The following is a 20,590-nucleotide window of genomic DNA, read 5'->3' on the forward strand; positions in this document are numbered from 1 at the left end:
TCCGTTCTTTGCAAAGGAGGGAGAGAAGGTGGGGCGCACAATAAAAATTGATATTACAAATAAAGTTGTAGCTAAATTTAGACCAAATTATTTGGAATTATATACGAGTAAATTTATGATAGGTAAGTTTTATGTCTATACTGAAGATAAAAAATATGTGTTAGAAGACGGATATATATATGAGAATGGAAAGTTTTATCGCATCATAGATACGCACCGTGGCAATAATCAAGCGGCGGAGGGCTGCGATCTAGGATGGTGTTAACATGATTCGTGTGAAAGTTTTTGATGAAAGTCACGAAAAAGACTTAGAAGACGCTGTGAATGTGTTTTTGAAAAAGATTGATGATAGCAACTTTGTAGATATTAAGTATCAAGTTGGTGTTTCTATTAACGACGATGAAAACCAAATTTATTGTTTTTCAGCAATGATTGTTTATAAAGCATAAAAAAGAGCTGGCTCACCCAGCTCTTTTTTATGTTTCATGTTGGGACAACATGTGTCGGTAATACGTTCATAATAGATTGGGTTGTGCCTAATTTCTTTGTCGTTAAAAGAGGCTCCCCTGTTTCATGGTTTTGGGCATCTTTACACATACCAAGGTGATAACGATCACCTAAAAATGGATCAATATAAAAACCGTTTTTGAATACTTTATCATTTGGATGTTTTTCATGATGAATATCAGAGCAGTTAATGCAATAGAACATCGCTTTCATCCCCTTTTTATTTTTGTTTGAAAAAAGTGAGTCGGTAGTCATTTCGCTCCTGAGGAAATGTTGAGGAGAAGAGAAATAACTACCTACTCAAATGGTGGGCATATTCCTTCTGACTTTGTCATATCTCGCGTATTGTCCCTTGAGGGAAGGAGGAGAGACGAAGTACGCATGATATAAGTAAGGCGCTTCTTTCAATATGAATGATGGAGTTTCATGTTGAGAGAAGTTTTTATTTTGTATTGTCTTTGTGAGTATATTATGAGGAAATGCTAAGAGGGTGTTTGTCCTGTTGAAAAAATGTTGAGAATTTCTCAACAGTAAAAGGATTAGCGTTGACATGAAACTAAAAGGTGTTATATTATCAAAGTATAACCAAAAGGTGTTATGTTATAACGCCGAGTAAAGGAGAATGAAAATGGAACAACAAAATACATTAAATGATATTAAACAAACAATCGTTTTTAACGCGTCTATTCAAAAGGTATGGAGTGTAGTATCAACTGCAGAAGGGATTGCGTCATGGTTTATGCCAAATGATTTTGTATTAGAGGTAGGACATGAATTTCATGTGCAATCACCATTTGGGCCATCACCATGTAAAGTATTAGAAATTGATGAACCAAACCATTTATCTTTCTCATGGGATACAGATGGCTGGGTTGTTTCATTTGATTTGAAAGACTTAGGAGATAACAAAACAGAATTTACGTTAATTCACGGCGGCTGGAAACATCCTGATGAAATTCTTCCGAAAGCAAATGCGAAGAGCTCTATTATTCGCGATAGAATGAGCGGTGGTTGGGTAGCGATTGTAAATGAAAAACTGAAAAAGGTTGTCGAAGGCTAAGTGTCCTCGTCAGCAGCGAAATATGATGTATTTCAAGCAATTGCTGATCCAACCCGCCGAGAAGTAATACGGTTATTAAGTGACAAAGAGTTACCGATTTCCAAAATAACGGATCATTTTCCGATGAGTCGTACTGCGGTTGTAAAGCACCTTCATATTCTTTCAGAAGCGAATTTAGTAAGTGGAAGAAAAAGCGGAAGAGAGAAGATATATCGTTTGCATCCAGAACCATTAGAAGAATTACAACAATGGCTCTCGTATTATGAACGTTTTTGGGATAATAAATTATCCATGCTGAAACATATTGTGGAGAATGAAAAATAAAAAAGGATGACCAAAATGGTCATCCTTTTTATTGTTGCTCACTTGTTTGTGTAGCTGGCTTTAATAAGAGCCAAGCGATAATTAATGTAAATACTGCTAATACGAAAGTGCTCATATAAATGACGTGTACGCTTGATGCTAATGCAGATTGCGATTCGGTTACTACGTTTGCTGTAGTACCGCCATGTCCACCAGATACAAGATCAAGATTTTTAATACCACGTGCGTGAATCATCGTATTGAAGATTGTACCGAATATTGCAGCACCTAACGTTTGACTAAATGTATTAATAAATGTGTTTAAACCAACAGCTGTTCCGCGTGTATGAGCTGGTACGGCTGCTTGAATTGTTACCATGTAAATCGGTGTCACAAGCCCCATGCCTAAGCCGAATAATCCGACTGCTACATAAATAAGGAACGATGGTGAATTTGTTGATAGTGTAAATAATAAGAACGTAGCGACTGATAAAATGCTAGCTCCAAGTAAAATGATTTGTTTCGTTTTTAATTTGCCTACTAAGTTACCAGAGAAAATAGCGCCAAATGTCCACATAACAGGAATTGGCATTAAAATAAGTCCAGCTTCTGTAGCGTTTTTCCCTAATACACCTTGGCTCCAAATTGGAAGGTACATTGTAATACTAATAATCATTGCGCCAGCAATAAGAGTTAATATATTTATCGTAGATAATGTACGGTTAGAGAAAAGTGATAGCGGAATTAATGGTTCCGGAGATTTCTTCTCGATGAATAAGAAAATAATAAATGAAATAGCGGCAAAGATTAATAGGCCGATAATTGTCATGTCTCCCCAGTTTTGCTTACTGCTACCTGTTAATAATGCATATAGTAGAGCGATTGTACTTAATGAGAAGACTGTTGCACCAAGATAATCGATATGATGCTTAGCAGGTTTAATAGATTCTTTGTAGTAAATTGCAATCATTAAGCAAGCGATAATTCCGAATGGAACGTTTAGGAAGAAAATATAGCGCCAAGAAAGGGAATCAACTAAAAATCCACCTACTAACGGTCCGATAACACCGGATACACCCCAAACGGCACTCATCCAACCTTGTGCTTTCGCGCGGTCTTTCGCTTCGCTATATAAGTCTCCAATAATCGTCATTGTGATTGGCATAACAGCACCAGCACCGATACCTTGAAGCGCGCGGAAGAAGATTAATTGTTCCATCGATGTAACGACTCCGCAAAGTGCAGAACCGACTAAAAAGATTGTAGCTCCGATCAGTAAAACTTTTTTACGGCCAAATAAATCAGCGAGCTTTCCGTATATTGTAGTCGAAACAGCTGTTGCAAGCATATAAATTGCATATACCCAACTAACAAGTTCGACGCCTGACAAATCACTCGTTATACGAGGGATTGCTGTACTAACAATCGTTCCTTCTACCGCAGAAAGAAACGTCATTAACATTAAAGACATCATGACTTTTTTTCTCATTTGTTTTTCCCCTTACCCTTTTTTAAATATTCAACAATATAAAATATAAAGGTACTAAGGTATATAAAGCAACAAAAAAGCAATGGGAAGTTAAGTGGAGCCTATATTTGTCGTTTCTTGTCGGTAAGTCGATATATTTGGGAAATCGCCGATATAAGTTGCAGAATCGCTCATATAATTTCATGTACCTATAAAAAAAGAAACAGGAATCCCTGTTTCTTTTTTTTAATACTGCATTTTCGCGTTTTCTCCAGCTGTCGTTCCGGCAATTCTACCAGTAACAAGGGCTGATGTAATATTATAGCCACCAGTATAACCATGAATATCAAGAACTTCTCCGCAGAAATATAAGCCGTTCGTAAATTTAGAAGACATTTCTTTCGGATTAATTTCTTTCACGGATACACCGCCGCCAGTAACGAATGCTTTTTCAATTGACTGCGTACCATTTACATTCACAGTAAACTCTTTAAAGTCTTTCACAAGTGCACGAATCTTTTCGTGAGAAACTTGTCCAGCTTGTTCGCTGCCGTCAATTTCATTTTTTTCTAATAAGAATAGGAAGTAACGTTCAGGAACATAACCTTTTAAAACGTTTTTAATTCCTTTTTTTGGATCTTCTTTCATTTGTTTCAGCATGCGCTGAAACAGTTGCTCACTATTTTCCTCTGGCAATGCATCAATACTCATTTGTATTGTATTCGTTTTAAACTTTTTCAGTGCTTTCACGACGAATTGGCTACAGCGAAGAGCAGCAGGTCCAGATAGGCCGAAATGAGTGAAGAGCATGTCCATTTTGTGAGAAATGATAGCTTTTCCTTTCGGGTTTAATACACTTAAGTTTATATCACGTAAAGCAAGACCTTGTAATGAGCGGTCACGTATAAACGGCTCGTTTGAAAGGATAGGTACTTCTGTTGGGAATAATTCTGTGATTGTATGACCCGCTTTTTCAGCCCAAGCATATCCGTCTCCAGTAGATCCAGTTTGAGGAACTGATTTTCCGCCAACAGCGATAACGACGTGATTTGTTTCTAACACTTCGCCTGTTTGCAGTATAACTGCTTTTGTTTGACCATTTTCATATTCAATCGTTTCAACAGGCGTATTTGTACGAATTTTTACACCTAAGTCTTTTAATCGTGTTAAAAGTGCGTCTACAACAGATTGTGCTTTGTTTGACACAGGGAACATGCGACCGTGGTCTTCTTCTTTCAATTTAACACCGAGATTTTCGAAGAATGTAATAATATCTTCATTATTAAAAATAGAAAAAGCGCTGTATAAGAAGCGACCGTTTCCTGGTATATGTTTAACAATTTCATCAAGTGGTAGACGGTTCGTTACGTTACAGCGTCCGCCACCAGAAATTGCAAGTTTACGCCCAAGTTTATTTCCTTTATCAAGAAGTAAGACATTTGCGCCTTCTTCTGCAGCACCAATTGCAGCCATTAGCCCAGAAGGACCGCCGCCGATGACAATAACATCATAATGCATAATATATCGACCTCATTTTCTACATTTCCTGCCTAAAAGAATAGCATGTTTTCCCTTAAAAGAAAAATAGAGTGAAGTACTGCTTAATGAGAGAATTGTGGTACAATACAAAAGTTAGAGTTCAGCACTATCCTGCCATTTGTAGGCGATAAGACTAAAACCTCAAGATTTAGGAGAAGTAAATAGGGAGTCTGTTAGCCTGTAAATGCTCGAATGGTTCAACTAATAAGGAGTAGGAGAGAAGTCTCCAACTAATTATAGTTTCACTTTATGTAGATGTAGGAGGATTTTTGTATGTCCGATTCGAAATTTCTGCGCGGAACGCTTATTGTTACGCTAGGGACATTTTTAGTAAAGTTCTTAGGCATGATTTACGTCTTTCCGTTTCATGCATTAGTAGGAACAGAAGGCGGAACGCTCTATACATATGGATACATTCCATATACGATCTTTTTAAGTATCGCAACGGCAGGTGTGCCACTTGCTGTTTCAAAATTTGTTTCCAAATATAATGCGCTTGGCGATTATAAAACGAGCCGGAGAATGTTCCGCTCGGGAATGGTTATGATGATAGTAACAGGAGTTCTTTCGTTCCTAGTACTGTACATGACGGCGCCATTGTTTGCAGAAGCGATGCTTGGTAAACAAAGTATACACAATAATGTAGGAGAAGTTACGACGATCATTCGTCTTGTAAGTTTCGCGCTTATTGTTGTACCAGCAGCGAGTTTAATTCGTGGTTATTTCCAAGGTCACCAGTCTATGGGACCAACTACCGTTTCACAAATTATTGAACAAATTATTCGTATCGTCTTTTTATTAGCAGGTAGTTTTATCGTTATTAAAGTACTTGGCGGTACAGTTGCAACAGCAGTTGGAGTAGCGACATTTGCTGCGTTCGTTTCAGCGGTTGGAGCACTCGGTGTGTTAATTTGGTACTGGCTAAAACGTAAAAAATATTTGGATCAATATTTAATTGAACAAACTGTACCAGAATCAACAGTAAGCACCGTTCAATTGTTTAAAGAGTTATTTGCATATGCGATTCCTTACGTTGTAATTGGGTTAACAATTCCTTTATATCAACAAATTGATACATTGACATTTAACTCAATTATGCAGGCGATTGGTCAAGGTGATATCGCAGAGCGAGCTCTCGGCATTTTCACAATGTGGACGCATAAGTTAATTATGATTCCTGTATCACTTGCAACAGCGTTTAGTTTAACGCTTGTACCAGCAATTACAAAATCATTTACTGAAAAACAATACCGCTATTTGAAATTACAAATTACACAAACATTCCAGGCAAATATGTTTTTAACATTGCCAGCAGTTGTCGGTATTTCTTCACTTGCATATCCAATTTATACTGCGTTTTACGATTCAGATCCACTAGGTGGACAAGTATTAATGTGGTATGCACCAGTTGCGTTGTTATTCGCTTTATTTACAGTAACAGCGGCAATCCTGCAAGGTATTAACCAGCAGAAGCATGCGATTATTGCGCTTATAATGGGCGTTATTTTGAAATTTGTATGTAACGTAATCTTTATTCGTTATTTCGGTACAGTAGGAGCAATTCTAGCGACAGCAGTTGGTTTCTTAGCTTCTGTTTGGTACACAAATCAACAAATTAAAAAATACGCACACTATTCATTCGGTGTTGTATATAAAAGAACATTCCAAATTGCAGTACTGACACTTATAATGGTCGTTGCTGTAAAACTATCACAATGGATTCTATCCTTCATGATTTCGCCTGATGGCCGTATTGGTGCTCTTATAACAGTTGCGATTTGTGCAGGTATTGGCGGTCTTGTTTACGGATTGTTAGCAATTCGCACAGGAGTACTTGAAAGAGTATTTGGTGGAGAAGCATTAGATAAAATTCAACGTAAACTTGGTAGTAGATTTAAAATAAAGTTGAAATCAAGAGGGGCGTAATTACGTCCCCTTTTCTATGATAAATAAAGAAGGTGAAAAACGTGAGATTAGATAAATTATTAGCAAATATGGGATATGGAAGTAGAAAAGAAGTAAAGAAATTATTGAAAGATGGCGTTGTGAAAATTGATGGAACGCCAGTAAAAGATGCGAAAGTTCATGTAAATGTAGAAGAGCAAGAAGTTATGATTCACGGTGAAGTTGTGGAATACAAAGAATTTGTTTACTTAATGATGCATAAACCACAAGGTGTTATTTCAGCGACGGAAGATGATAATCATGAAACAGTAATAGATTTATTAGAATTAGAAGATGCAATCTTTGATCCGTTCCCAGTTGGACGACTTGATATCGATACGGAAGGCTTCCTATTGATAACAAATGATGGGAAGTTATCACATCAATTATTATCTCCGAAAAAGCATGTGCCGAAAAAATATTATGCACACGTTGCAGGAGTAGTAACAGAAGAGGATGTAAAAGAATTTGCTAAAGGTGTTATTTTAGACGATGGCTATGAAACAAAGCCAGGTGCACTTACAATATTGAAAAGCGATGATATTTCTGAAATTGAGCTTGTGATTACGGAAGGGAAATTCCATCAAGTGAAGCGTATGTTTGAAGCGGTAGGAAAAAAAGTAGTCTACCTAAAGAGAACAGAGATGGGTCCGTTAGTATTAGATGAAGAACTAGAACTTGGACAATACCGAGAGCTAACAGATGAAGAAGTAGAAATGTTAAAAACATATCAAGTAGATACTGAAAAGTAGTACCTACCTTTATAGGCGCAGAAAAGACCCCTTTCTAATTATTAGAAAGGGGTATGTATTTATTTACCATACAATTATTTTTCGTTATGAGGTCATTCTCACTTTCTTTCCTGTTGTTGTCCACTTACCGCGGCAAGGGCTATACACGAGTTCATTAAACTGCAACACATTTAGATCACGTTGTATCGTTCGCGGTGTGATCCCGAACTCATCTACAAGGTCTTTCGTCGTTACCGTTCCGTTTTCATTGATGTACATATAAATTGATTTAATGCGTGTTAGCATACGAGTAGTTGTAGGTTTCAAGAGAAAACCACTCCTCTACTAGTTTTTTTGACCCCATTCAGGAAAGAAGGTCGTTACTACCATTGTACTCTACATGATAAAATTCATGCTTTAATCTACTTAAATTTTACAGAAATTTAACAAATATTCATATAGAAAAATATTGGTAGTTGACATTGTATATATGGTCAGTCAACTAACACATAAAATTCTACGTAAAACGCCAAATTCCTGCAAATTTTTTTGAAAAAACAAAAGAAAAACTAATAAGAAATATCTGAAATATTACAATTGTTCGGTATTTAGTTTTCGTGTATGGCATAAGAGATTTCGGTTTGTTATGATGAAAGAAACAATATAGTGAAGGATGGATGCGTGATGTCAGCAATTAATTGGACAGAAGAAGTTGCGAAACGAAAAGATGATTTAATTCGTGATACACAACAATTTTTACAAATTAAAAGTGTATGGGAAGAAGAATCTGCGAAAGAGGGCGCACCATTCGGTGAAGGTGTAGAAAAAGCTTTATCTTTCATGTTACATAAAGGAGAAACTGAAGGTTTTACTTCTAAAAATTTAGAAGGATATGCAGGTCATCTTGAAATGGGGCAAGGAGAAGAATTAGTAGGTATTCTCTGTCACGTTGACGTTGTACCAGAAGGAGATGGCTGGACGACTCCTGCATATAGTGCAGATATTCGCGACGGAAAGATTTTTGCACGTGGTGCAATTGACGATAAAGGCCCAACGATGGCAGCATATTATGCGATGAAAATTGTGAAAGAATTAGGCTTACCTCTTTCCAAACGTGTTCGTATGATTATAGGAACAGATGAGGAAAGCAATTGGAAATGTGTAGATCACTACTTTAAAAACGAAGAAATGCCAACAATCGGTTTTGCGCCAGACGCGGATTTTCCAATTATTAATGCAGAAAAAGGAATTTCTGATATACAAGTTGTGCAAAATGGTAGTGAAGAGAAAAAAGGTACATATGAACTTGTTTCATTTGATTCAGGGCGCCGTTTAAATATGGTTCCTGATTTTGCAGAAGCGGTTATTACAGGAGAAGATGTAAATGCACTTACAGTAGCATATGAAGAGTATTTACAAACTGCTAAAAAAATAGGGAAATCGACTATAGAAGGAAATACAGTGACGTTGCAAATAGAAGGAATTTCAGCGCATGGATCTACTCCTGAAAAAGGAGAAAATGCAGGTTTATTATTAGCAAACTTCTTAACTACAGTTTCACTTGATGGAAAAGCAACTGCATTTGCGACATTTGCAACAGAAACATTTACTGGTGATATTTTTGGTGAAAAAGCTACTATTGCTTATAAAGATGAAATTAGCGGTCCGTTAACAGTGAATGTCGGTCGCATTTCTTATACGAAAGAAAACGGTGGTAACTTAGGGCTAAACGTACGTTACCCAGTTACAACTAACTTTGAAGAAACAATTGTGAAGTTGAAAGCATATATTGGTACGCATGGTTTTGAAGTGGCTGACTATTCTAATTCTCGCCCGCATCACGTCGATAAAGATCACGTATTAATCCGTACGTTACAACGTGTGTATGAAGAACAAACAGGTGAAAAAGCAGAACTATTAGCAATCGGCGGCGGTACTTATGCTCGTTCATTAAAAGCTGGTGTGGCATTTGGCCCGCTATTCCCTGGAAAAGAAGAACTTGCGCATCAAAAAGATGAGTATATCGAAATTGAAGACTTATTAAAAGCAACAGCAATTTACGCGCAAGCAATTCATGAATTAGCGAAGTAATGGATATATAAATAATGTCCGCTCTCTATTTTGGAGAGCGGCTTCTTTTTACCTGAATGAGATAAGAAAGAAAAGCAACAATAGAAAGAAGGAGAAGATGTACATGGAACTGCATTATTTTGTCGCAATTACGTTACCGAATCATATAAAAGAAATGCTGTCTAACTATAAAGAGGACATGCAAGAGGAATTACAATTTCGTTCATGGGTACATAAAGAAGACTATCATATTACCCTTTCATTTTTAGGGAGTGCAACGGAGGAACAGCTAGAGGGAATAAAGAATGGATTACAAACAATTGCAGAAACAAAAGAACTATCGTTCACATTACAAGGTTTTTCAACGTTTGGTAGGGAAGATCAGCCTCGTATTTTTTGGGCGAAGGTAAGTGAGAATCACGATTTGTTTCAGTTGCAAAAGCAAATACATGCCATTTGTGAAGAAAATGGATTTTCTCTAGAAACACGCCCATATCACCCGCATATTACCGTTGCTCGTAAATGGATAGGAGAAGAAAAGTTTCGTTTAGAAAGTATAAAAGAAGTGCCTGAAATATCATTTCAAGCAGATACAATTACTTTATACGAATCCCACGTGAAAGAAACCCCGAAGTATAAATCGATTGCTGAAATAAAATTACAAAAATAGAATGTTGAAAACGTTTTTTATGCAGGTGAATATACTATAGAGAAGAATGGAGTTACTGTATAGAGTCTTGTTGATAAGAAAAGCCTTATCATTTGCAGCTCATTTTATCTCGCCTAATTGGTGAAGGCTAATAATAAGTGAGGATGGAGAAATTTTCTCGCTCATTAAAGTTTCACTTTATTTTAACTTTGAGAATGATGGTGATTTTTTTATGTTGAAAGTAAAACGTCCATTTGATGCCTATTTAGATGAAATGAATAAAATTACAATTTTGCTCCCACATGCGTATGGAACAAGTCGGACATTTCGTTTGCAAGAAGGAAGTAATGTGAAAGATTTACCGATTGCTCATACGATTGCGCTTCCAGATGCAACGAAGTATGAGTGCTTTATAGAAGAGCCGCTAGATGTGGGGAAGTATTATACAGTACGAGATGAACGGAATGAAGAAACTGATTTACAAATAGGTGCTGTTATTCGAACAAAAATTTTCGATGAAAAGTATTATTACGAAGGTACAGATTTAGGTGCTGTTTATCAAAAAGAAGAAACGACATTTAAAGTATGGGCCCCAACTGCAAGGCTTGCGAAAGTAAGAATTTATAAGAGCGATAAAGAATATGCCGATCATGAAATGTACAGGGGAGAAAACGGAGTTTGGATTCAAACATTACAAGGTGATTTAGACGGAGCACGCTATACATTTCTTGTTTGTATTAATTTAATATGGAACGAAGCTGTGGATCCTTATGCAAAGTCGGTGACGGTAAATGGAAAACATGGTGTTGTTATCAATTTAGAAAAAACGAATGTAACAAGACGAGAGGGATTACCAACATTACAATCAATGACAGATGCCATATTGTATGAACTGCATATTCGTGATGCGACTATACATCCAAATAGTGGAGTAATTCAAAAGGGAACATATAAAGGATTGATGGAAGAGGGAACAACAGGACGGAATGGGACATTAACAGGGTTGTCTCATATAAAAGATTTAGGTGTTACACATGTTGAACTATTACCTTTATATTGTTTCGGTGGTGTAGATGAGGCGAATCCTTCGTCCGCCTATAATTGGGGATATAATCCATTATATTACAATGCACCAACAGGATATTATGCTACAAACCCCTCTGATCCGTATAACAGGATAGTTGAGTGCAAACAACTAATTGAAACATTTCATAAACAAGGTATTAGGGTGATTATAGATGTTGTATATAATCATGTTTATGAAAGAGAGCTATCATCATTTGAAAAGCTTGTTCCAGGATATTATTTTCGTCATGGTGAAGATGGTATGCCTTCTAATGGGACGGGAGTCGGAAATGATATAGCGTCTGAACGGAAAATGATGAGGAAATTCATTGTAGAGTCTATTTTATATTGGCTTACTGAATACAATGTCGATGGATTCCGATTCGACTTAATGGGAATTTTAGATGTTGATACAATGAATATGATAGAAAAAGAAGTGCGAAACATAAAAAGAGATGCTTTGTTATTAGGAGAAGGATGGGATTTACAAACACCGCTTCCTCGTGAGGAAAAAGCAACGTTAAATAATGCGAAGAAAATGCCACATATCGCGCAGTTTAATGATCAATTTCGTGATGGGATAAAAGGGAGTACATTTCATATAAATAAGCGTGGTTTTGCATTTGGTGGGCATGTAGACTGTAATCATTTGCAGTATATTGCAGCAGGAAGTCTTTTAAGTATGAAAGAAACAGGGCTGTTTCTAGAGCCAGCGCAAAGCATTAACTATGTAGAATGTCATGATAATATGACGATGTGGGATAAACTAGTGCGCAGTAATGAAGAATCAGAAACGATTTTGAAAAAACGTCACCTGTTAGCGAGCGCAATGGTTATTCTTTCACAAGGCATTCCTTTCTTACACGCAGGGCAAGAGTTTTATCGTACGAAGAAAGGAAATGAAAATAGTTATAATGCAAATGATGAGATCAATCAATTAGATTGGGATCAAAAAGAGAAAGAGATAGAGACCGTTAACTATATAAAAGGTTTAATTGCGATTCGTAAAGAGCATGGGGCATTCCGATTACAAAGCGCAGACCTTATAAAAAAACATATGACTTTTTTACAAACATCTACAGAAGTACTTGCATATCACCTAGAGCATGTAGAAACGTTTGGGCCGTGGAAAGAGATTATCGTCTTATTTAATAGCGGTTTAGAAGCTAAAACTGTGCAACTTCCGAAAGAAGCAACGTGGCATGTGTTAGTAAACGAAAACGAAGCGAAAATAGAGCCAATTTCTTCATTTAGAGGAAAGGAACTTAAGCTCGCTCCAATTAGCACGTATATATTGACGATAATGTGACAAATCGCTACTTGACGATGAGAATGTAATAAATGTAGAATTGACAAAGGTGACGATTTTGATAAGTTGTCATTCTATGACAGGTTTTGTAAAATAAAATAGAGGATTTTTGGCTTAGGCTAATTTTTCTTTTCATTTACAGTAAAATATATGAATCCACAACATGTGTAGAAATGTTGCGGTTTTTCTTTTCATAACTATAAAAGATAAGGATTTGTTAACGGGTAATGAATATGGAATGGTTGGAACAATTATTAGGAAAAGAGTGGAGTCTTGTACCGGCTGGTGGAGTAACGGGCGATGCATATATTGCGCAAAACGGACAACAGAAGTTATTTTTAAAGCGGAATACATCGCCCTTTTTAGCGGTATTGTCAGCAGAAGGAATTGTTCCAAAATTACTTTGGACAAGAAGGGTAACGAATGGTGATGTAATTTCTGCTCAAAAATGGCTTCCGGGACAGAAGCTAGAGCCAGAGGATATGAAACTAGAACGTGTTGCGAAACTTTTGAAGAAAATACACTCCTCTAAAGCGCTTGTACAGATGATTCAAAGACTTGGGAAGCAGCCGCTTCACGCACAAGAGTTATTACAACAACTGCAACTCGTTTTAAGAGGAGATATAAGGGATGATGAAACAATTCAGCAAGGCCTTCAATATTTAATGGATTCATTAAAAGCTATTGAATACAATGAATTCGTTGTATGCCATTGTGATGTAAACCATAACAACTGGCTATTGTCGGATGAAGATGAATTGTTTTTAATTGATTGGGATGGAGCTGTAATTGCTGACCCAGCTCTAGACCTCGGTATGTTATTATATTGGTACATTCCGCGCCAGGAATGGAGTGAGTGGCTCGGTTACTATGATATTGAAATGGATGAATCGCTGCTTAGGCGTATGAGATGGTATGTGATAGCACAAACGATTTTGTCTATTCAATGGCATACAACAAAAAAACAGCAAGCAGAAGCTGAATATTGGCATCAATATTTACAGCAACTACTTGCTTCAGAATGATACTTAAGAAAAATTGTCCATTCCAGCAATCCACTGAGTAAGTTGTTCTTGATTATTGGAAATATGGTTGTCCAAATTAGAGGAAGATTTACCCGATTGACTATAAGAATATACATCGTTTAGCATTGTTTTAGCGTCACTACTTATATTATCGTTTGCGAGTAACGATTGAATGAGGCGCTCTAATTGCTCGCATTCTGAAACTGTCCCGCAGCAATCACTTTGGTGGTTGACTAAAATATCTTTCAGCACTTCTAATTGATGTTGTTGATTAATTGGCATGAACGGATCATCCTTTCGATTGTTTTTCTCTTCAAATGTAAGAGAAAAAGCTGTTTCGTCATGGAATGTTTAATGCTGTATGTAGTTTTTATCAAAATGGTACATCTTATACTTGAAAGAAACGGACCGAGTGCTCGTACGTACTTGGTTTTTTGTTTGGTAGATTGATTAAAAAAGAAAGAAGGAATTATTCCTTTAAAATAGCTATGTAAAGAGAGGGAAACATCTATGCGTTTAAGACATAAACCGTATGCAATGGATCGAATTAATGAATATTCACATATCGTAATCGGAAACCCAGAGGAGCGCGCTGGTAGCTGGAAAGAAGTATTTGGAAACGAACAACCAATTCACATTGAAGTAGGTACAGGTCGTGGCCGCTTCATGTATGATATGGCGAAAGCGAATCCACATATTAATTATATTGGAATTGAAAAATTCACAAGTGTTGTTGTAGATGCACTTGATAAATTAATTGAAGAAGAATTACCAAACTTAAAGTTAATTAATAAAGATGCTGAAGATTTAACAGTTTTCTTTGCGAAAGGTGAAATTGATCGCGTTTATTTAAACTTCTCAGATCCATGGCCAAAGAAACGTCATACGAAGCGTCGTTTAACGTATAAAACATTTTTACGTAATTACGAAGAAGTGTTAGTAGAAGGCGGAGAAATTCATTTCAAAACAGATAACCAAGGTTTATTTGAATATTCTCTTATGAGTATGGCTGAGTACGGTATGTTACTAACGTACTTAAGCTTAGATCTTCATAACAGCGACTTTGAAGGTAACATCATGACTGAATACGAAGAGAAATTCTCTAGTAAAGGTCATCGTATTTACCGAGTTGAAGCAAAATATCGTACAGAGCCTATGCAGTAATGCGTAGGTTTTTTTACATCTAAAATAATCAGAATTTTATGTTAAGATTAATTGAAAAGGGGGATGTGTAATGGAACAGTTACAAATTGGAGATATAAAAGTAACGTGGTTAAAAGGCGGGAATACACATTTAGATGGAGGAGCAATGTTTGGAGTCGTGCCGAAAGTACTTTGGTCACGTAAATATAAACATAATGATACAAATCATATTTATTTACGAACAGATCCGTTACTTTTGCAAACAAAAGACGGAAATATGCTCATTGATTCCGGGATAGGAAACGGTAAGTTGAATGAGAAGATGAAACGAAATCAAGGTGTAACAGAAGAATCATCGGTTTATGAATCATTAGAAAAATTAGGATTAAAGCCTGAAGATATCGACTACGTCTTGATGACACATCTTCATTTTGATCATGCATCTGGTCTAACAAAATGGGAAGATGATCACCTTGTACCGTCATTTCCAAATGCGAAAGTTTACGTAAGTGAAACAGAATGGAATGAAATGAGGAATCCAAACATTAGATCACGTAATACATATTGGAAGGAAAATTGGGAGCCAATTGTAGATCAAGTTGTTACGTTCCAGCAAGAAATAGAAATTACAGATGAAATCAAGATGGCGCGTACGGGTGGTCATAGTGATGGACATGCAGTTATCGCTTTGGAGAGTCAAGGGGAAACGATGCTACACTTAGCGGATCTCTTACCGACGCATGCGCATCAAAATGTATTATGGGTAATGGCATACGATGATTATCCGATGACCTCGATTGAAAATAAGCAAAAGTGGATGAAGTATGGTGCTGAAAAAGAGGCATGGTTTACGTTTTACCATGATGCATATTATCGCGCTGTGAAGTGGAATGAGGAAGGGCATATCGTAGAAAAAATAGAACGGAAAACGAGTATAGAAGCATAAAAATAGGAGGTTGTTCCATCATATTTATTGGAGCAGCCTCTTTTTTATTGTCGGGTTTTGTTGATAAATCGATATAATTGGGAAATCGCTGATATAATTTTAATCAATACCCACAATTAAAAAATAAGAGGTTCACCTAATGGGAACCCTCCTTTTTATGCTGCTATAACCTCTAAAACAGTACCTGTTTTAGCATCAACTAAAAATTCAAATCGTTCTTGTATATCATTTAACATTGTTGTAAGACCGCCGCGATAAACTTCATATGCGACATCATATTTTTCAAATGTCTCTGGAACCATATGTACCCAAGAGCCAGTAATTTCACCTTTATGACTTAATGCTTGTTTCACCATTTTCAATGCTTTTTCTGAAGAAATATGGGATTGTTCTTGTACTTTGTTTGCAACGAGATAACCAGCTGCGAACCCAACGCCAAGACCTGCTACTAAACCTTTCCAACTCATATATTCACCTCAATTCTATAAAATAAAAATAGTGTACCGATAATAATTATAAAGCAAATACAGCTAAAAAAGAAGAAACTAGAAACATTTCGAAAATTTCGTTACAATAAAAGAGGTATTCTACTAAGGTTTGAAAGAAGGGGACTTCGTGAATAAAGAGACATTACAATTATTTCGTACGTTAACAGAATTACAAGGTGCATCAGGTTTTGAACATGATGTACGCCGTTTTATGAAACAAGAATTAAGCAAATATGCGGATGAAATTGTACAAGACGGTTTAGGTAGCGTATTTGGTCTGAAAAAAGGGGACGAAACTGGCCCGCGTGTTCTTGTAGCAGGTCATATGGATGAAGTAGGTTTCATGGTTACGCAAATTACGAAAAACGGAATGCTTCGTTTTCAAACGTTAGGCGGCTGGTGGAGCCAAGTTTTATTAGCACAGCGTGTACAAGTTATGACGAAGAATGGTCCTGTTATTGGGGTTGTTGGTTCTATTCCTCCTCATTTATTAAGTGACGCGCAACGTGCAAAACCGATGGATATAAAAAATATGTTAATTGATATAGGTGCAGATAGCTATGAAGATGCGATTGAGATTGGTGTAAAACCAGGACAACAAATCGTGCCAATCTGCCCGTTTACACCGATGGCAAATGAGAAGAAAATTATGGCGAAAGCTTGGGACAACCGTTACGGATGTGGTCTTGCAATCGAATTATTAAAAGAATTAAAAGATGAAACATTACCAAATATATTATATTCTGGTGCTACTGTACAAGAAGAAGTAGGGCTCCGCGGAGCGCAAACAGCTGCAAATATGATTCAACCAGATATTTTCTATGCGCTTGATGCAAGTCCAGCAAACGATGCATCTGGTGACAAAACACAGTTCGGTCAATTAGGAAAAGGTGCTCTTCTTCGTATTTACGATCGCACGATGGTAACACATAGAGGAATACGCGAATTCATTTTAGATACAGCAGAAACAAACAACATTCCGTACCAATACTTTATTTCACAAGGTGGTACAGATGCGGGCCGTGTACATACAAGTAACTCTGGTATCCCATCAGCAGTAATTGGTGTTTGTGCGCGCTACGTTCATACACATGCTTCAATTTTACATGTTGATGATTATGCAGCGGCGAAAGAATTAATTACGAAGCTTGTAAGAACAACGGATAAAACGACGTTAGAGACAATTAAGAATAACGCGTAGAGAGGAAGAAGGGCTGAAGAGCCTTTCTTTTTTTAGCTTGAATAGATGACCCATCCATGAGTGGGAATGGTCAGTGCCTAATTGGTGCTCGAATGGTGTATTAAGACCCTGGATAGGAAAAGAGAGGAAGGCTGTTTTTGTTTTTGAAGACGGTAATGTTGTTAGAAAAAACCTTCTTTTTTAGATTGAATAGATGACCCAGCGATGAGTGGGAGCGGTCAGTGCTTAATTGGTGTTCGAATGATGTATGAAGACTCCAAGTAGGAAGTGAGAGGAAGGCTGTTTTTGTTTTTGAAGACGGTAATGTTGTTAGAAAAAACCTTCTTTTTTTAGATTGAATAGATGACCCATCCATGAGTGGGAGTGGTCAGTGCTTAATTGGTGTTCGAATGATGTATGAAGACCCCAAGTAGGAAGTGAGAGGAAGGCTGTTTTTGTTTTTGAAGACGGTAATGTTGCTAGAAAAAACCTTCTTTTTTAGGCTGAATAGATGACTTGGTGATATGTGGTAGTGGTTGATGCTTAATTCGTATCTGATAGGGATATTAGAATAGAATGATGAATTTTTATAGAGGTGAACGAAATGAAAGTAGTAGTAGGATCAAAGAATAAAACGAAGGTTGGCGCTGTGGAGAAGGTTTGGAAAGATGCTGAAATTACATCTCTTTCTGTTCCGTCAGGAGTATCAGCTCAGCCTTTCTCAGATGAAGAGACGATGCAAGGAGCGATTAATAGAGCGAAGCGAGCGCTAGAGGAAGGAGAAGCTCCAATTGGTATTGGGCTAGAAGGCGGCGTAATGAAAACGGAGCACGGTTTATTTATGTGTAACTGGGGCGCGCTAGCAACAATGGATGGGAAAGTATTTGTGGCCGGAGGAGCGCGTATTACGTTACCAGACGATTTTTTAGCACCTCTTGAAGATGGTAAGGAATTAAGCGAAGTGATGGAAGAGTTTGTGCAGCGAAAAGATATTCGTAGTCACGAAGGTGCTATCGGTATTTTTACAGATGATTATGTCGACCGCACGGAATTATTTGTACACGTTGTTAAGTTGTTAGTTGGGCAATATAAGTATGACAAAAAGCAAGCATAAACCTTGCACCGTGCGCGATGTATGGTAGTATAAAAGAAAGATTATAACATGAAAAATGCACTCGTTAGAGGAGGAAATATAGATGAAGTCATTAGAAAGCATGGAGCAATTCCAACAGTTAAAAAATGAAGAGAATGTAGTCTTTATGTTCTCAGCAGAATGGTGCCCAGACTGCCGATTTGTAGATCCATTTATGCCAGAAGTAGAAGAGAAATATAGTGATTTCTCATTTTACTATGTAGATCGTGATGAGTTTATTGATCTATGTGTAAAATTAGACGTATTTGGCATTCCGAGCTTTGTAGCGTACAATAAAGGTGAAGAAACTGGTCGCTATGTAAACAAAGATCGTAAAACACAAGAACAAATCGAAGAGTTCATTGAAGGTTTAAAATAAGGCAATTTGCCAATTGAATTGTAAAACAACCTCTACCTTCGCGGGGGAGGTTATTTTTTTGGAAGGGAGGAAAAAAGAGATGAAGATGACAAGTAAAAAGATGAAAGATGAGTTAATAAAGAAATTATCTCGCCCAGAATGGGACTTTCAGTATGATAGTGAGAAAGAAGTTTTACGTATTGAACAAAAAGACTCCAAAAAAGGTATTAACGTATCGCTTCCAGGAGTTGTGGCAAAATGGGAAGTGAACAAGGAAAAGGCAATTGAAGAAGTTGCTTATTACGTACAAGAAGCGCTAATTGCGATGCATAAAGAAGAAAATAGCGGAGCGAAAATTTTACCTGTTATTCGCTCTACTTCTTTCCCGAAACAAGCAGAAGAAGGAAATCCGTTTATTATGACGGATCATACGGCGGAAACACGTATTTACTACGCGCTAGATTCGAATAAAACGTATCGACTAATTGATGAGCGTCTATTACAAAAATTAGAACTTACAGAACAGCAAGTGCGTGAAATGGCATTATTCAACGCACGCTCATTAGGTTATGAATTTAAACAAGACACAGTAGCGGGTAATACATTCTACTTTTTAAACACAAATGATGGGTATGACGCGACTCGTATTTTAAACGAATCGTTACTACAATCGATGCGTGAAAAGATTTCTGGTGACATGGTTGTTGCTGTTCCTCACCAAGATGTATTAATTATTGCTGATATCGTCAACGAAATCGGTTATGATATTATTGCACAAATGACAATGAAATTTTTTGCCGAAGGGCATGTTCCGATTACATCACTTTCATTCGTATATGAAGATGGAGAATTTGAACCAATCTTTATTTTAGCGAAAAATCGGAAGAAGACAGATGGAAAAGAGAAAGGATGAACGAAGTGAACGTTTTTTACAACCTTGAAGGAATTGGTGACACTTTAATTGTTGCCTTACAAGATATTACTTTAGAGAACCGTACTTTTGATCGCAAAGGAGATGTTGCACGCGTATACGATCGTGAAAGCAATGTAACAGCAGGATTCAACATCTTTAATGCATCTTCTTACTTAGAAGTAAAAGAAACAGGCAACCTTACATTAACGAAAGAGCTTGTAGAGAAAATCAACGGAATTTTAGCGAAGAATGGCTTTGAAGAAACAGTAGAAGCAGATCTTTCTCCGAAATTTGTTGTAGGCTATGTAGCTGAAAAAGAAAAGCATCCAAATGCTGACAAGCTAAACATCTGTAAAGTAGAAATCGGTACAGAAACATTACAAATCGTATGTGGTGCACCAAACGTTGATGCAGGACAAAAAGTTGTCGTTGCAAAAATTGGTGCTGTAATGCCAAGTGGTATGTTAATTAAACCAGCAGAACTTCGCGGTGTTCCTTCTTCTGGAATGATCTGCTCTGCACGTGAATTAGAGCTTCCAGATGCTCCACAAGAAAAAGGTATTCTTGTATTAGAAGATAGCTTTGAAGTTGGACAAGAGTTTAAATTTTAATTGATATAAGAAGAGAGAGGTTGTCCTTTTGGACAGTCTCTCTTTTTGTTTTGTCATTTTTTGTTGGTAAGTCGATATTCCGTGTCGAATCGTTGATATATGTAGAGTTACGATAGATATATTTGAAAAATCGTTGATATATGTAGAGT

General features: G+C 36.9%; 23 protein-coding genes. 17 read left to right on the forward strand and 6 right to left on the reverse strand.

From position 1 onward, the window contains the following. The first annotated feature begins 28 nt into the window (after positions 1-28). Positions 29-265, forward strand: a complete 237-nt coding sequence (locus tag ACZDYH_RS25615; RefSeq protein ID WP_000533804.1) for a DUF2553 family protein — start codon at positions 29-31, stop codon at positions 263-265. A gap of 1 nt (position 266) precedes the next feature. Beyond that, positions 267-449: a sporulation protein Cse60 gene (locus tag ACZDYH_RS25620; RefSeq protein ID WP_000621751.1), complete on the forward strand. Its 183-nt coding sequence runs from the start codon at positions 267-269 to the stop codon at positions 447-449. Between the two features lie 34 nt (positions 450-483). Here the strand turns inward: ACZDYH_RS25620 and ACZDYH_RS25625 are convergent, their stop codons facing one another. Beyond that, positions 484-711: a DUF3973 domain-containing protein gene (locus tag ACZDYH_RS25625; protein WP_000498989.1), complete on the reverse strand. Its 228-nt coding sequence runs from the start codon at positions 709-711 to the stop codon at positions 484-486. Positions 712-1,135: 424 nt separating this feature from the next. Here ACZDYH_RS25625 and ACZDYH_RS25630 point away from each other — a divergent pair, with 424 nt between their 5' ends. Next, complete coding sequence (locus ACZDYH_RS25630) at positions 1,136-1,567, forward strand: SRPBCC family protein (RefSeq protein WP_000437765.1); 432 nt, start codon at positions 1,136-1,138, stop codon at positions 1,565-1,567. Continuing rightward, entirely contained in the window at positions 1,568-1,891 is a 324-nt protein-coding gene (locus ACZDYH_RS25635; protein WP_006924901.1) for an ArsR/SmtB family transcription factor, read from the forward strand. 28 nt (positions 1,892-1,919) lie between these two features. On the opposite strand, the gene ACZDYH_RS25640 is transcribed toward ACZDYH_RS25635, so the two are convergent. Continuing rightward, complete coding sequence (locus ACZDYH_RS25640) at positions 1,920-3,359, reverse strand: MDR family MFS transporter (protein ID WP_474887463.1); 1,440 nt, start codon at positions 3,357-3,359, stop codon at positions 1,920-1,922. A gap of 225 nt (positions 3,360-3,584) precedes the next feature. Continuing rightward, the gene (locus ACZDYH_RS25645; protein ID WP_000558859.1) at positions 3,585-4,856 is read right to left on the reverse strand and encodes a BaiN/RdsA family NAD(P)/FAD-dependent oxidoreductase; all 1,272 of its coding nucleotides are present in this window, start codon (positions 4,854-4,856) and stop codon (positions 3,585-3,587) included. A 294-nt stretch (positions 4,857-5,150) separates the two neighbouring features. On the opposite strand from ACZDYH_RS25645, the gene ACZDYH_RS25650 reads away from it, so the two are divergent. Together ACZDYH_RS25650 and ACZDYH_RS25655 are read left to right on the forward strand one after the other, a co-directional pair. Then, entirely contained in the window at positions 5,151-6,803 is a 1,653-nt protein-coding gene (locus ACZDYH_RS25650) for a putative polysaccharide biosynthesis protein (RefSeq protein ID WP_001284028.1), read from the forward strand. Positions 6,804-6,844: 41 nt separating this feature from the next. Further along, complete coding sequence (locus tag ACZDYH_RS25655; RefSeq protein WP_001234947.1) at positions 6,845-7,573, forward strand: pseudouridine synthase; 729 nt, start codon at positions 6,845-6,847, stop codon at positions 7,571-7,573. A gap of 84 nt (positions 7,574-7,657) precedes the next feature. Here ACZDYH_RS25655 and ACZDYH_RS25660 read toward each other — a convergent pair whose 3' ends face one another. Next, on the reverse strand, positions 7,658-7,879 hold the full coding sequence (locus tag ACZDYH_RS25660) for a DeoR family transcriptional regulator (RefSeq protein WP_000805512.1): 222 nt from the start codon (positions 7,877-7,879) through the stop codon (positions 7,658-7,660). A gap of 357 nt (positions 7,880-8,236) precedes the next feature. On the opposite strand from ACZDYH_RS25660, the gene pepV reads away from it, so the two are divergent. The 4 genes from pepV (at position 8,237) to ACZDYH_RS25680 (ending at position 13,670) form a co-directional block, all read left to right on the forward strand. Further along, positions 8,237-9,643: a dipeptidase PepV gene (gene pepV, locus ACZDYH_RS25665; RefSeq protein ID WP_102955989.1), complete on the forward strand. Its 1,407-nt coding sequence runs from the start codon at positions 8,237-8,239 to the stop codon at positions 9,641-9,643. Positions 9,644-9,746: 103 nt separating this feature from the next. Further along, positions 9,747-10,292 (forward strand): RNA 2',3'-cyclic phosphodiesterase, encoded by a 546-nt coding sequence (gene thpR, locus ACZDYH_RS25670; RefSeq protein ID WP_000418984.1) that lies wholly within the window; start codon positions 9,747-9,749, stop codon positions 10,290-10,292. A gap of 211 nt (positions 10,293-10,503) precedes the next feature. Continuing rightward, positions 10,504-12,645 carry a type I pullulanase gene (gene pulA, locus ACZDYH_RS25675; RefSeq protein WP_000921740.1) on the forward strand — a complete coding sequence of 714 codons (2,142 nt, stop codon included), beginning with the start codon at positions 10,504-10,506 and terminating at the stop codon, positions 12,643-12,645. A 227-nt stretch (positions 12,646-12,872) separates the two neighbouring features. Continuing rightward, on the forward strand, positions 12,873-13,670 hold the full coding sequence (locus tag ACZDYH_RS25680) for a phosphotransferase family protein (RefSeq protein WP_001986674.1): 798 nt from the start codon (positions 12,873-12,875) through the stop codon (positions 13,668-13,670). Between the two features lie 3 nt (positions 13,671-13,673). On the opposite strand, the gene ACZDYH_RS25685 is transcribed toward ACZDYH_RS25680, so the two are convergent. Further along, entirely contained in the window at positions 13,674-13,952 is a 279-nt protein-coding gene (locus ACZDYH_RS25685; protein ID WP_001122235.1) for a YtzH-like family protein, read from the reverse strand. A gap of 228 nt (positions 13,953-14,180) precedes the next feature. Between ACZDYH_RS25685 and trmB the strand changes: the two genes are divergently transcribed. Together trmB and ACZDYH_RS25695 are read left to right on the forward strand one after the other, a co-directional pair. Continuing rightward, a complete protein-coding gene (gene trmB, locus ACZDYH_RS25690; RefSeq protein WP_001239385.1) occupies positions 14,181-14,834 on the forward strand; it encodes a tRNA (guanosine(46)-N7)-methyltransferase TrmB in 654 nt (217 codons plus the stop codon). Positions 14,835-14,904: 70 nt separating this feature from the next. Next, entirely contained in the window at positions 14,905-15,759 is an 855-nt protein-coding gene (locus ACZDYH_RS25695) for a YtnP family quorum-quenching lactonase (RefSeq protein ID WP_000436855.1), read from the forward strand. 155 nt (positions 15,760-15,914) lie between these two features. Here ACZDYH_RS25695 and ACZDYH_RS25700 read toward each other — a convergent pair whose 3' ends face one another. Continuing rightward, positions 15,915-16,226, reverse strand: a complete 312-nt coding sequence (locus ACZDYH_RS25700) for a PepSY domain-containing protein (protein ID WP_000118543.1) — start codon at positions 16,224-16,226, stop codon at positions 15,915-15,917. Positions 16,227-16,374: 148 nt separating this feature from the next. Here ACZDYH_RS25700 and ACZDYH_RS25705 point away from each other — a divergent pair, with 148 nt between their 5' ends. The 5 genes from ACZDYH_RS25705 (at position 16,375) to ytpR (ending at position 20,441) form a co-directional block, all read left to right on the forward strand. Then, positions 16,375-17,448, forward strand: a complete 1,074-nt coding sequence (locus ACZDYH_RS25705; protein ID WP_474887469.1) for a M42 family metallopeptidase — start codon at positions 16,375-16,377, stop codon at positions 17,446-17,448. Positions 17,449-18,031: 583 nt separating this feature from the next. Further along, entirely contained in the window at positions 18,032-18,541 is a 510-nt protein-coding gene (locus ACZDYH_RS25710; RefSeq protein ID WP_000869940.1) for a DUF84 family protein, read from the forward strand. 82 nt (positions 18,542-18,623) lie between these two features. Further along, positions 18,624-18,938, forward strand: a complete 315-nt coding sequence (locus tag ACZDYH_RS25715) for a thioredoxin family protein (RefSeq protein WP_000838193.1) — start codon at positions 18,624-18,626, stop codon at positions 18,936-18,938. 79 nt (positions 18,939-19,017) lie between these two features. Next, positions 19,018-19,830, forward strand: a complete 813-nt coding sequence (locus ACZDYH_RS25720; RefSeq protein ID WP_000784588.1) for a DUF1444 domain-containing protein — start codon at positions 19,018-19,020, stop codon at positions 19,828-19,830. Beyond that, positions 19,827-20,441: a YtpR family tRNA-binding protein gene (gene ytpR, locus ACZDYH_RS25725; protein WP_001006771.1), complete on the forward strand. Its 615-nt coding sequence runs from the start codon at positions 19,827-19,829 to the stop codon at positions 20,439-20,441. Before ACZDYH_RS25720 ends, ytpR begins: the two co-directional genes overlap by 4 nt. Positions 20,442-20,590: the final 149 nt, after the last annotated feature.

This window comes from Bacillus sp. EB V-12 (assembly GCF_056158125.1).